Genomic DNA, 12,178 nt, shown 5'->3' with positions numbered 1-12,178 from the left:
GGGGGCAGCTTACTCACCCTATGAATGACTGACAACTCGCCGAGCATTGTTGAACGTGTTACACCACGGCAGCTTCAATCGTCCTGGAACGCCACGCAAACCCCAACACCATCAGCAGCCCCAGGCCCGCCATTGCCGCGCCGGCCAGGGAGATCGCCGGATAACCCAACCCGCTGCTGATCACCGCGCCACCCAGCGCCGCGCCAATCGCGTTGCCGAAGTTGAAGGCGCCGATGTTCACCGCCGAGGCCAGATTGGGCGCGTCCTTCGCCGCTTCCATTACCCGCATCTGTAGCGGCGGCACCAGGGCGAAGCTGGCGATACCCCAGATCAGGATGGCCACGGCGGCCGGCAGCGGCCAGCGCATCAGTACGGTGAATGCCAACAAGACCACAATCAGAACGCTCAGCGAGACGATCAGGGTGCGATCGATCGAGCGGTCAGCGGCCTTGCCGCCCCACATGTTGCCCAGCGTCAACCCGACACCGTACAGCATCAGCATGGCGGTGATGTAGGCAGTGGACGCATGAGTCTCACTGCTGAGAATCGGCGCGATGTAGGTGAAAACGGTGAACATGGCACTCGAGCCGACCACGGTCAGGGCCAGCGCGGCCAGCACCGGGCCGCGCCCCAACACTCGAATTTCCGCCATGACACCGACGCTTTGCGGCGCCCGCACGTTGGGCAAGGCGAACCACAACGCGGCCATGGTCACCACGCCCAGGCCGGTAATGCCCCAGAACGCGGTGCGCCAACCAAACATTTCGCCAAACCAGGCAGCCAGCGGCACACCGCCGATGGTCGCCAGGGTCAGGCCCATGAACATAGCAGCAACCGCCCCGGCACGTTTTTCCGGGGCGACCAGGGTGGCAGCGACGACGGAACCAACGCCAAAGAAGGCACCGTGGTTCAGTGAGGTCACGACTCTGGCGACCATGAGGCTGTAGTAATCGGTGGCCAAGGCTGACATCAGATTACCCACGGTGAAAATCGCCATGAGCCCGATCAGCAGATAGCGCCGGGGAATCTTGCCGGTGGTCAGGGTCATCAGTGGTGCGCCGAGCAATACGCCTAGTGCATAAGCACTGACCAGCAAACCGGCAGCGGGAATGGAAACGCCCAGATCCGCAGCGATACCCGGCAACATGCCCATGGGGGCGAATTCTGTAACGCCGATGCCAAAGGCACCAATGGCGAGTGCAACAAGTGGTGGATTGATACGCATGGAAAGCTCCTTATCTATGCCGCCAATGCTACGATCCCGTCTTTTCAGGCGGTAGATAGCATTTTTGGCAATCACCTTTGCGTAGGAGGCACAAGTGGATTTCAACGGCAGGTCAGGTGAAATGAGCGTGTTCACCACCGTGGCGCAGGAAGGCAGCCTGTCGGCCGCCGCGCGTGCGTTGGGCCTGACACCCTCTGCAGTCAGTCGGATCATCGCGCGCACCGAGCAACGGCTCGGCACTCGCCTGCTATTGCGCACCACCCGAGCGATCACCTTCACCGCCGAGGGCGAAGCGTTCCTGCGCGGCGCCCGGCGTATCCTCGCCGACATGGACGAGGTCGAAGAAGCCATCGCCGATCAAGGCGTGCCCAGAGGAAGATTGCGGGTCAGTGCCGCGCTTGGCCATGGACGCCTGGCCATTGTTCCCTTGGTCGCAGCCTTCAGCGCCCGTTACCCGAACATCGTCGTCGACCTCACCCTCGGCGACGAAGTGGTCGACATTCTCGGCGGGCAAGCCGACGTCGCGGTGCGCTTTGGCCATCTGCCCGACAGCCCGCTGACCGCACGCAGGATCGGCACCACCGGCCAGGTCGTGGTGGCATCGCCCGAGTATCTGCAGCGCCACGGCGTCCCGCAGGAACCGGAAGACCTGCTCCAGCACAACTGCCTGCGCTTCAATTTCAAGCGTGCCGAACCCAACTGGCCGTTCATCCGTGATGGCAAAGCGTTTTCCCTGAAGGTCAGCGGCAACATCGAATGCAGCAGTGGTGAAGCGCTGGCGCAATTCGCGCGAATGAGCGCCGGCATTGCCCGTATCGGGGAGTTCAGCGTGAGTGAGGATCTGCAGCGCGGCGAACTGATTTCACTGCTGGAAGCGTGGAACCCGGGGGACCAGGAACCGATTCATGCGGTGTTCGTCGGTGGCACGGCGATGCCGGCGCGGGTGCGCTTGTTCGTGGACTTCCTGGTGGAACATCACCGGATGTCAGCCGAGACGTAAGCTGATATTTGCGGATACTGGTGATGTTGAAGTGGCCATGGCCTTTTTGGCGTCTTACCAATAGGTGTTTGCCCTACAGGAGCATTCGTGAGCATCGGCATGGCTGACCGAAAAATTTAACGAAGTCTTGTGTTATTCACGCAAAACCTTCCGCTCTCTGCATGTGCACGAAACTTTTCTCACATGCCCCATTTTGATGCTCGATTAGTTAATCCTCCGAAAAATAAAGCTTCTACGCATCATTGTTTATTTACCAAAATGGTGCACGAAAAAATAGTTTGACAGCGTGTTTTGAGTTGATCTTAATTGTCCCGTCACTCAACTGCATTGCAAAGCAAGTCCGTTGCTTTGGACGGTAAAAAGCTTTTTATATTGCGCAGTTTAATAAGCCTTTCTGCCCCTCTGCCTTGTTGAGTTGACAAGGCGGTTCTCGCCAACTACTGTGATTTCGAGTTCGTTTTACATGCGACGTCTACAATGGTCTGCGCCGAGAGCTTCCATGTTGAACCAGTCCGTTTTATGGACTGGAAGCTTCTGAAAGTAAACGTGGTAATCACCCATAAATACGTAGAGGCAAGAATGGAATCTCAAACATACGAAGTTGTCTTTGGCAAAGAACGTCAACTTGATAAGCCAATTATTGCGCTGACCAACTGCGAAGTGGTTTTTTCAAGTAAGGACGAGCTGGATAAGTGTATTGTTGCAGTGATGGAGTCTGACGAACGACTGGGAGCTCGACCGGTTGAGGCCGTTTTCTACGACTGGCAACTGGCTACGGTGATAAGGGGGCTGACCATGTTCTTCGGCGTAAGATGGTATGATCGAGAGTATTTTGATAAAAACCGAGATATTTATAAGAATAAAATGCACAACCACCTCTTTTCGAAGTTTGGCGTGAGTGCAGAAAGCTTCAAGGTTAATCATTTTGTAGCCGGCTGATTCGTATAAAGGGTTCGCAATGGCATGGAGCTGTTGCGAACTTCATACGAAGCAAGGAAATTATCAATTGAGTATATTTCGAAAGTATCTTTGCCTGGACTTGTTACTTTGGATCTACCTCGGCTGTTGGAATACGACGCTACCTCTGATTATCGTGCAGCGAGGAAGCCTCCTGGAGCTGGCAGCCTACGAAACAGCCCTGGCACTCGCGGCGATCATTTCAATGTTGTGTCTGGCGCCGCGTGTTGAGTCAATGCGTCGCAGTACAGCGCTTAAGATCGGCTGTTTTGCGGTATTGATTGCGAGCGTATTGCGATACTTTTTTGCCGCAAACTGGTATTCGCTTGATGCCCTGATACTGATCGATGTGATAGCTGCATCAGCATTTGGAATGATCCAGCCTCTTTTAGGCATCTATCCTGCGGAAACCGTTGATAAAAACCGTGCGGACGCTGCATTTCGCGTCCGGCGCATAGTTGTTACTGTCGGCCGCGTTGCGGGGCCTTTGTTGGCGGGTATTGTGATTACGTTTTCCTCACTGGAAATCTCGCTTCTATTCGTGTCGATCGTGGCATTCGTCATTGTGGTTTTCGCCATGGCATTACCCTTTAGCACAGCTCCTGCCCTACAACGCAGAAAACCATTAACCGATCTTGTTAATGACATGCTTTTAGGGCTTAAACTCAAATGCGTTCTACCGCCAGAACAATTTTTGACCTTTTCCGGATTACTACTTGGTTTTGCCGTCACAGCGACCGTACCGATGCTGGTGCCAACGCTCATACACACTAACGGTCTAGCTGAAGGTAGCGTTGGCTTGTTCAATGCGGTATTCGCCGGTGGAGCTGTTGCAGGTTTGTTCTTTTTAAGCCCGCTGATTAGCAAAAAGGAAAATCAGCGCAACAAGTATCTTGGATGCTGGACAATGTTAACGTTTGCACTCTGTGCAGCGACACAAGCCGACGAAATCTGGCTGTTGAGTACTTGCCTGTTTTTCGCCGGAGCGGCGAGTGCTTGTATTACGATGGTTGGAATGGACAAGAGAGTCTTGTCGATCCCCTCCGGCATACGCGTGCGACTGATGGCATCCACGTTAGTGATCAGTCAGCTAGGAAGTTCGGTTTCATTCATGATGACGGGCGCCATCATGTCCAGATCCGGCGCGACTAGTTTGATGTGGCTTTATCTCGGGGTATTTCTGATTGTCGTCATGTATTCCATGCGATCAAAAAAGATATGGCACTTCCTGGAAGATGACGCTGAGTCAGAGTTGTATTACGCAAAAAACCATCCGAAACTGGCGGCAGCCATGAGTCGATGAAATGTCTCCTGAGAATGTGCCCGACATGCCGGGACGACGCGATCACCCATGTTCGGATGCCAACATTGACCTGAACCGAGCAATCCCCTGCGAACGAAACTGCCCCGTAGCAGGAGCAAAAAACCTGACGTCGATCCCATAAAACGGGGACGCCGTACCAGCAATGAAGCCATATTCCCAGTCCGCAAAACCGGGTGTCAGTATCAAACCCACGCGTGCCATCAGTCAGATCCTCCATGACCGTGCTTGTATATTCCCGGCAGGCTGATCTTCACTCCCCCTGCGCGGAATCAGAGAGGTACATTCATGGATCAGAAAAATGGCCAGGCTGGCAATGCCGACTGGGTCATCCGCAGTGTTCAACCCGGAGGCATCGAGCGTATCGAAGCGTGGTTCGGCAGCCACGGCTACGATCCGCATCGACACGACACCTACTCGATCGGACGTACGTTGGCGGGCGTCCAGAGTTTTCACTACGCAGGCTCGATGCGCCACGGTGTTCCCGGCAATACGCTCGTGCTTCACCCAGACGAACTTCATGACGGCATGGCCGGCACCGACGCAGGCTTTCGTTATCGAATGGCCTACGTTGATCCGGCATTGATCCAAAACGTTCTGGGTGGGGAACCCTTGCCCTTTATCGCCGGGGGACTGTCGAGCGATCCGCGTCTGTTCCATGCCAGTGAAGCATTCGTGCAAGCGGTGGATCATCCACTGGAAACACTGGAGGAACAGGACGCGCTGTATGACCTGGCGATGGCGTTGCGTGCCGTCGCGGGCAAGCCGCGCGGGCGCAAGCGTCTGGATTACCGCGCAGCCGAGCGCGCCAGAGCATTCATCCTCGAACATCTGCACACGTGCATTACCCTGGAAATGCTGGAGCACGCCAGTGGGCGCGAGCGCTGGAGCCTGTCACGCGACTTCAGAACACTTTACGGTACGAGCCCTTACCGATTTGTCACCCTGCGCCGTCTGGATCGGTTCCGCGCATTGGTGCTTGAAGGTTTCACCCTGGTGGATGCGGCCCTCGTCGCGGGTTTCCACGATCAAAGTCATATGACGCGACACTTCACCCGCTGCTACGGAGTTCCGCCCATGCGCTGGCTGGAACGATTGCGGGCCGCACGCTGACTTGCAGGATCGTACAAGAGCGCCCGGCTCATGGCTCGATAGGCTGACGACTCCAACGCTAGAGGAACCGTCATGTCTGAATCACGTCCCCCACAAGCATCACTCCCGGTAAATCTGGTGCATAAGGCTTCGCTCATCGAACAGCAATGGAGCCCCAGAGTCGTTGCAGAGATGAATGACTACCAGTTCAAGGTTGTGCGAATCGAAGGCGAATTCATCTGGCACTCACATCCCGAGACCGACGAAGCATTTCTTGTCCTGGAAGGCACCTTGCGCATCGACCTGCCGGATGGCTGCGTCTATGTGAATCCGGGTGAACTCTATGTAGTACCCCGTGGCGTCGAACATCGGACAGCTGCTGAAGGTGAAGCAAAACTGATGATGATCGAGCCACGAGGTATTTTGAACACAGGGCATGAAGATGACGAAAGAACGGCTTTGAACGACGTCTGGATATAATCCAACGCCATCCTGTGCGATGTCTGCGCTGAGTTGGAAGATGAATTCACGATTTTGCGGGAGAAGTGACAGTGCTATCCGATCCAGAGGCCCGCGTAGCGCTCAAAGAACTGATTGAAAAACACCTCAAGGGAAGAGATCCCGATTACGACCGTCTGATCGAAATTGTTCAGGATCCTTCGCGGCAAGTTCCGATCAGGGGTGTGCTTGAGGACATTAGACGGTACAACAAGGTCCAGTACACGCAGCAGGACCTAGAACTGATCGACAACCTTTTGTACATGTATGGCTGAGACAGAACGTGCTGGTCGCGGGCAAATGGTTGAAATAGGGTTGCACAGTGAGATGGGCATCCACCTGTGCGGCAACAGGTCGGAAATATCACTCGCCCGGCGCGTCGGCAGACGCGTCAGACCTTCTTTCAGACATCGACCTGAGTCATGCATCATGACTTCGGTGAACGCTTACGCATCGGGCAAGTGAAATTGAAGAGCTGCTGCCGCATAAATGGCAACTCGATTAGCTACGCGAGGCGGGATGCCCGTACAAATACTTTCGGGAGTGAGTAATGAGCAATGACCCCTGTGCTTTAGCTGCGCGCATGATTCGCAACTTCAATGATGTGCCGCTGCAATACGAGCGCCGCGACCCTCTTTACGAGAGCCATGGCGCGCGCCTCGGCACTGATACCGTCGCGCAGAAACTCGGTGCGTCGATGGACATCGTCGCGCCAGGCAAGCGTTCTTGCCCCTACCATTTTCATTATGCTCAGGAAGAGATGTTTGTCATCCTGGAAGGGGTCGGCACCCTGCGCGTGGCGGGTGAAATGTTGCCGATCCGAAGCGGCGACGTCATCTTCATTCCGGCCGGCCCCGAGTATCCGCATCAAATCATCAACACCTCGGATGCGCCGCTGAAGTACCTGTCCATTAGCACCCGAGAAACCCCCGAAATCTGCCAATACCCGGACTCCGGCAAATATCAGGCGATGGTCACAATCAATGGAGCTCGCGCGTTCACTGCTGTGCAGCGGCCCGGGACTACGCTTGATTATTGGGACGACGAACCATGAGGGGGCATCCACATTAGTGATCAGTCAGCCAGGAAGCTCGGTTTCATTCATGATGACGGGCGCCATCATGTCCAGATCCGGCGCAACCAGTTCGATGTGGCTTTATCTCGGAATGCGCTTGAGACATTACTGATTTGAGCAACAAACTTCGCATTGTTCACCCCCTCCACCTCTCAACATCGGCATGACTCACGCCAGAGATTCCAACTTGTCGTCACAGACGGCAGATCGCCTGAGCTCCAGGATCGTGCGTTCATGCACTGCGCCCCACTCTCGCATCGCACTCACCAATGGCGCGAGTGAGTTACCTAACGCTGTAAGCGAATACTCCACTTTGGGTGGCACCTCGCGATAGATTTCGCGATGAATCACCCCGTCAGTCTCCAGTTCCCTGAGCTGGAGTGTCAGCATTCTCTGTGTGATATCTGGAATTAGCCGACGCAGCTCGTTGAAGCGCTTTGTGCCTGACATCAGGTGAAAAAGTATGAGCGATTTCCATTTTCCACCGATGACATCGACAGTGAATGCGACGGGACAAGCGAAAGCCTCGATTTCATCCTGAGGGTTACATTTTTTCACTGTTATCACCTTGGTATAAAAAGTGTGCCTACCGCACAAAATTGTGCGTACTTACGTCAATGTGCTGCAAAAGTTAGCATGGATTCCATATTCACCACTATGGAATCGGACAGATGAGTTTGTTGTTATCACCCTATGAAATTAAGGGCCTCACCCTGAAAAACCGGGTCGTCATGTCCCCTATGTGCATGCATATGGCGGCGGATGATGGTTTCGTCACTGACTGGCACCGCGTTCATTACGGCGCTCGTGCTCTGGGTCAGGCGGCGCTGATTTTTCCCGAAACGCTGGCCATTCAGGCTGACGGTCGTATTGGAGCCGGTGACCTTGGCATCTGGAGCGATGAGCACGTTGTCGGCCTGAAGGCGCTAACAGAATTGCTTCACGGCTTTGGTGCAAAAGCCGGCGCTCAGATCGGCCATGCCGGGCGCAATGCTGACCTGCCCGGTCTGATTCACATCGCGCCATCGGCGATTCCATTTACGGAAACCAGCCCTGTTCCTCGCGAACTTGCGGCTGATGAGATTCCGGGTCTGGTTAAACTTTTTGGCGATGCCGCACGACGGGCCAGCGACGCTGGATTTGATGTGCTTGAGATCCATGCCGCGCACGGCTACTTGTTAAGCGAGTTTCTTTCGCCGCTGGCTAACACCCGCGACGACGAATATGGCGGTGATGCCAAGCGTCGTTATCGCTTCCTGCGCGAGGTACTGGAAGAGGTTAAAACTCATTGGGGAGATCGCCCTCTGTTCGTGCGCATCTCCAGTTCTGATTACGCCGAAGGCGGAAACACGCCCGAATCGTTTCTCGAATATGGTCGCTGGATGAAAGCGCAGGGCGTTGACTTGATCGACTGCAGTTCCGGCGGTATCAAGATGGTCAAGGTCGAGACCTACCCGGGTTACCAAGTGCCGGCCGCCGAATTACTGCGTAAGGAGTTGCATATAGCAACAGGCGCTGTGGGTGTGATTCAGAGTGGACGTCAGGCTGAAGAAATCCTGCAAAACGGCCGAGCTGATCTGGTGTTTGTCGGGCGGCAAATGCTCCGAGATCCATTCTGGGTTCGCAGCGCTGCAGATGATCTTGAAGAAATCATTGAGATTCCTGCCGCCTACACACGTTATGGATCTGTCTGGCTTGATACCAAAGCCTGATGTCTTTGTTGCACTAATCCTATGAAGCAGGAGCAAGCAGATGAGCAAACCGACTTACGTTGAAGAATACCAAGCCATCACCGAGGTGCTTAACCAGTACATTGAGGGCTGCAAGCAGGCCAAAAGCAGCATCATGAAGCCGGCTTTCAGTGAGCAAGCGACCATGTTCAGCGTCGATGGCGACGGTAAGCTGGCGGGCGGCGCAATTTCAATCCTGTTCGACGGGATCGACAAGGGTTTCCGCCCTTCTCCTGATGCACCGGCGGCTATCGTTCGCGTCGAAGTCGTCGGTACTGCTGCTAGCGCTCGCATCGATGCCAACGACATGTCAGGTATCTCTTTCACCGACTTTTTTCATCTGCTGAAAGTTGATGGCAAGTGGACTGTGATCAGCAAGATTTTTCAAACTCATGTAGCGCCTTGATGGAATGGGTCGTCCGACGGCCCCTGCTTATGCGTTGACATCGGAATCTGAGCCTGGCCCGGCTCAGACTCTGGTGGCGAATAAGCTGCGATGAGCGAGAAAAAAGGCGCCAGATTGGCGCCTTCACGTTATCAAGCGACTTTTATCACAACCTTACCAAATGCTCCCCTCGCGAGATGTTCGTAAGCTTCTCGTGCTTTCTCGAACGGATAGACCTGATCGATCACGGGGCGGATTTTGTGCTCGTTGAGGAACGCGTTCATCCGGTCGAATGACGAACGCGGCGCCACGGCGATTCCGCGAATGGTCGTCTGGCGGAAAATGAGGGGCATCAGATTCAGTTCGACGGTTTGTCCCGTGAGAAAGCCGATCTGTGCAATACGCCCCGATGCTTTGGTTGCTGCGACCGATTGATTGATGCCGCTGCCACCGGCCACATCGAGGAGCAGATCCACGCCTTTGCCGTCGGTTAGCTTCAGCACTTCGTCCGCCCACTTCGGGGTGGTTCTGTAGTTGATGCCCGCCACAGCCCCCAGCCCCTTCACGGTTTGCAGATTCTGGTCGCTGCTCGACGTTGCGATGACCTTCGCGCCAAGCGCAGTAGCAATCTGCACGGCAAATATCGATACCCCCCCAGTGCCTTGAACCAATACGGTCTGGCCCGGCTGGATTTGCCCAAAGTCCACCAGTGAATACCAGGCTGTGAGCGCAGCAATGGGCAGTGTTGCCGCCTCTTCGTCGCTCATGTTGTCGGGTGCACCGACGGCGCTGTCTTCATGGATGATCATGTATTCGGCCAGACCGCCGGGCAACGGCGAACCGAAGCAGTAATCGGGTTCGTTCGGCCCAGGCTCGCCATCCAGCCAACGTGAGTAAAGGTGGGAATTGACACGATCACCGACTTTGAAACGCGTGACGTTGTCACCAATCGCGACCACCGTGCCGGCCGCATCGCTCACTGGAATCAGCGGCTTGGGCACCCTGTGCGGTTCATAAATGCCGTCGACGATAGCCTTGTCGCGAAAGTTGAGCGAGACAGCGCCGACCTTCACCAGTAACTCGCCTGCCTTGGGTTGCGGGGTCGCTACCTCTGCCAATTGCAGGTTGTCGAGTCCAAAATCGTTCAATAACCAAGCTTTCATTGCCAGTCTCCAAATACACATCAATGGTCTCGAACCAGAGTCGGTTCCGCCTTGGGTGCATTTTTCGCTGTTGAGGGCGCGCAATAAATGCGTTGAAAAAGACATGATTGTTCTATTCTTGGACAACAATCATTTTCACCTCTTATTCACTCGGGGTTCATAGGAAAGCGTCATGGAATTGCTTCAATCGATGCGCCTGTTCGCCAGGCTTGCCGAACTTGGCAGCTTTACCAAAGCTGCCGAATCGCTGGACATCGGGCGACCGCAGGTCACTCGGTATATCCAGGAGCTGGAAACGTCACTGGGCGTGCGCTTGTTCCAGCGCACCACGAGAAAGGTCGCACTCACCGCCGAGGGCGAGAGGTTCTATGAGCGGGTACAGGAAATTCTGGCGGGTATTTCTGCTGCGACCTCAATGTTCGATCGATCAGGAGCAACGCTCACAGGCCGACTTCGCGTCGATATCCCAAGCGCCTTCGCGCAGATGAAATTCATCAATAACCTTAAAGAATTCACCGTCTCCTACCCCAGTATCAACATGGTTCTGGGCGTGACTGATCGGGCTGTCGACTTGATCGGCGAAGGCGTCGACTGTGCGTTGCGTATCGGCGATCTACCGGATTCGACCTTGATCGCTCGCCCTATCGCGATGGCGACGATGGTGACGTGTGCCGCGCCCGGGTATTTGAACGAGCATGGCGAGCCCAAGACACTCGACGATCTGGCCTCCCATCGAGGCGTCAATTTCTTGTCCGGTCAGAGCAACAGAACATTGCCCTGGCATTTTTTGCTGAACGGTCAGGATCGGTCCTTTGTGCCTGACGCTGGCATCACCGTCACCGAGTCGAATGCGTACGTTCAGTGTGGCGTGTCGGGCTTCGGAATAATTCAGGCACCCGGGATCGCCGTGGCCAAGCATTTGGAAAGTCGCGGTTTGGTGGAAATTCTAAAGCCTTATCGGCCAGCCCCTCGCCCGGTGTCGTTGCTATACCCGAGCCGGACTCATCTGGCGCCCCAGGTTCAAGCTTTTATCGAGTGGCTGCAAGAGCGATTTCCGCAGCTTCATTCTGACTGGCTGGAACTCTAGCAATCGAGCTGTGTAAACGGTGGTTACGGGGCGGAACCGGTCTTTCCCGAACGTCGGTTCTTACCCAATTCACATAACACCCTTATGTAACCCAAAAACACGCCGATACCGTGCAGCAGCACGGAAGCACCGCAACCGCACTGACTCCCGAGAAGGAAGGAACCCGAACAATGTTGGAATACCTCTGGCGCAGCATCCATTCCCCGGACTACTTGCCCAACGTACTGGACTGGATGATCCATATTCTCCTCAGCCCGTTCATGGTGATCATGTGCCTGATGGTCGGCGCGCTGGCCGGCAAATGGTGGAGAGCACTGCCCTACGGCAGCCTGACTTGTTATGTGGTCTTTCTGAGCCGGTCTTCTTTCTATCGGTGGGAAAGCATTTTCCCCGTAGCCGGTCTGCCTGCACTGGCAATCGATGGCGCGCTATTGGCGCTCCTCGGCTTTTATTTGAAAGGCGTACTAAGAACCCGCGCAGAAGCAAAACCCGCAGGCCATTGGCTGCGCAGGCTTTATCAAGGCCTTAAGGTCTTCCTGCTGACAGTCATGGTGATTTTCTGGGGATTGGTCGTGCTGTTTGTCGTGGTCTTCACTGTCTCGGTCGCGACCCAACCGTCATTGGTGCACTGAGCAGCGACCTGCT

General features: G+C 55.1%; 14 protein-coding genes and 1 pseudogene. 11 read left to right on the top strand and 4 right to left on the bottom strand.

The window, feature by feature from the left end:
* Positions 1–58: 58 nt before the first annotated feature.
* A complete protein-coding gene (locus tag AC5SEM_RS10940; protein WP_495472953.1) occupies positions 59–1,225 on the bottom strand; it encodes an MFS transporter in 1,167 nt (388 codons plus the stop codon).
* A 94-nt stretch (positions 1,226–1,319) separates the two neighbouring features.
* Here AC5SEM_RS10940 and AC5SEM_RS10935 point away from each other — a divergent pair, with 94 nt between their 5' ends.
* From AC5SEM_RS10935 to AC5SEM_RS10925, 3 genes are all read left to right on the top strand, one after another.
* Positions 1,320–2,225, top strand: coding sequence for a LysR family transcriptional regulator (locus AC5SEM_RS10935; protein WP_495472952.1), 906 nt, complete (start codon positions 1,320–1,322; stop codon positions 2,223–2,225).
* Between the two features lie 579 nt (positions 2,226–2,804).
* Positions 2,805–3,164, top strand: a complete 360-nt coding sequence (locus AC5SEM_RS10930) for a hypothetical protein (protein ID WP_495472951.1) — start codon at positions 2,805–2,807, stop codon at positions 3,162–3,164.
* A 19-nt stretch (positions 3,165–3,183) separates the two neighbouring features.
* Entirely contained in the window at positions 3,184–4,485 is a 1,302-nt protein-coding gene (locus tag AC5SEM_RS10925; protein ID WP_495472950.1) for an MFS transporter, read from the top strand.
* Between the two features lie 84 nt (positions 4,486–4,569).
* Here the strand turns inward: AC5SEM_RS10925 and AC5SEM_RS10920 are convergent.
* Positions 4,570–4,707, bottom strand: a pseudogene (locus tag AC5SEM_RS10920) (glutamine amidotransferase); the annotation flags it as partial.
* Between the two features lie 84 nt (positions 4,708–4,791).
* Here AC5SEM_RS10920 and AC5SEM_RS10915 point away from each other — a divergent pair.
* The 4 genes from AC5SEM_RS10915 (at position 4,792) to AC5SEM_RS10900 (ending at position 7,147) form a co-directional block, all read left to right on the top strand.
* Positions 4,792–5,616 carry an AraC family transcriptional regulator gene (locus AC5SEM_RS10915; RefSeq protein ID WP_495472949.1) on the top strand — a complete coding sequence of 275 codons (825 nt, stop codon included), beginning with the start codon at positions 4,792–4,794 and terminating at the stop codon, positions 5,614–5,616.
* A gap of 72 nt (positions 5,617–5,688) precedes the next feature.
* A complete protein-coding gene (locus tag AC5SEM_RS10910) occupies positions 5,689–6,075 on the top strand; it encodes a cupin domain-containing protein (RefSeq protein ID WP_495472948.1) in 387 nt (128 codons plus the stop codon).
* A 71-nt stretch (positions 6,076–6,146) separates the two neighbouring features.
* Positions 6,147–6,368, top strand: a complete 222-nt coding sequence (locus AC5SEM_RS10905; RefSeq protein ID WP_137217078.1) for a hypothetical protein — start codon at positions 6,147–6,149, stop codon at positions 6,366–6,368.
* A gap of 275 nt (positions 6,369–6,643) precedes the next feature.
* Positions 6,644–7,147 carry a cupin domain-containing protein gene (locus AC5SEM_RS10900; protein ID WP_495472947.1) on the top strand — a complete coding sequence of 168 codons (504 nt, stop codon included), beginning with the start codon at positions 6,644–6,646 and terminating at the stop codon, positions 7,145–7,147.
* A 189-nt stretch (positions 7,148–7,336) separates the two neighbouring features.
* On the opposite strand, the gene AC5SEM_RS10895 is transcribed toward AC5SEM_RS10900, so the two are convergent.
* Positions 7,337–7,726: a winged helix-turn-helix transcriptional regulator gene (locus tag AC5SEM_RS10895; RefSeq protein WP_016986848.1), complete on the bottom strand. Its 390-nt coding sequence runs from the start codon at positions 7,724–7,726 to the stop codon at positions 7,337–7,339.
* Between the two features lie 113 nt (positions 7,727–7,839).
* Between AC5SEM_RS10895 and namA the strand changes: the two genes are divergently transcribed.
* A complete protein-coding gene (namA, locus tag AC5SEM_RS10890) occupies positions 7,840–8,880 on the top strand; it encodes an NADPH dehydrogenase NamA (RefSeq protein ID WP_495472946.1) in 1,041 nt (346 codons plus the stop codon).
* A gap of 40 nt (positions 8,881–8,920) precedes the next feature.
* The gene (locus tag AC5SEM_RS10885; protein WP_127927545.1) at positions 8,921–9,304 is read left to right on the top strand and encodes a nuclear transport factor 2 family protein; all 384 of its coding nucleotides are present in this window, start codon (positions 8,921–8,923) and stop codon (positions 9,302–9,304) included.
* A 131-nt stretch (positions 9,305–9,435) separates the two neighbouring features.
* Here AC5SEM_RS10885 and AC5SEM_RS10880 read toward each other — a convergent pair whose 3' ends face one another.
* The gene (locus tag AC5SEM_RS10880; protein WP_495472945.1) at positions 9,436–10,446 is read right to left on the bottom strand and encodes a zinc-dependent alcohol dehydrogenase family protein; all 1,011 of its coding nucleotides are present in this window, start codon (positions 10,444–10,446) and stop codon (positions 9,436–9,438) included.
* 172 nt (positions 10,447–10,618) lie between these two features.
* On the opposite strand from AC5SEM_RS10880, the gene AC5SEM_RS10875 reads away from it, so the two are divergent.
* Both AC5SEM_RS10875 and AC5SEM_RS10870 read left to right on the top strand, forming a co-directional pair.
* Positions 10,619–11,533 (top strand): LysR family transcriptional regulator, encoded by a 915-nt coding sequence (locus AC5SEM_RS10875; protein WP_495472944.1) that lies wholly within the window; start codon positions 10,619–10,621, stop codon positions 11,531–11,533.
* A 170-nt stretch (positions 11,534–11,703) separates the two neighbouring features.
* Positions 11,704–12,165 carry a hypothetical protein gene (locus tag AC5SEM_RS10870; protein ID WP_495472943.1) on the top strand — a complete coding sequence of 154 codons (462 nt, stop codon included), beginning with the start codon at positions 11,704–11,706 and terminating at the stop codon, positions 12,163–12,165.
* The last annotated feature ends 13 nt before the right edge of the window (positions 12,166–12,178 follow it).

The organism is Pseudomonas sp. CH61, assembly GCF_059429415.1.
This window is presented reverse-complemented; position numbering and strand designations above follow the sequence as displayed.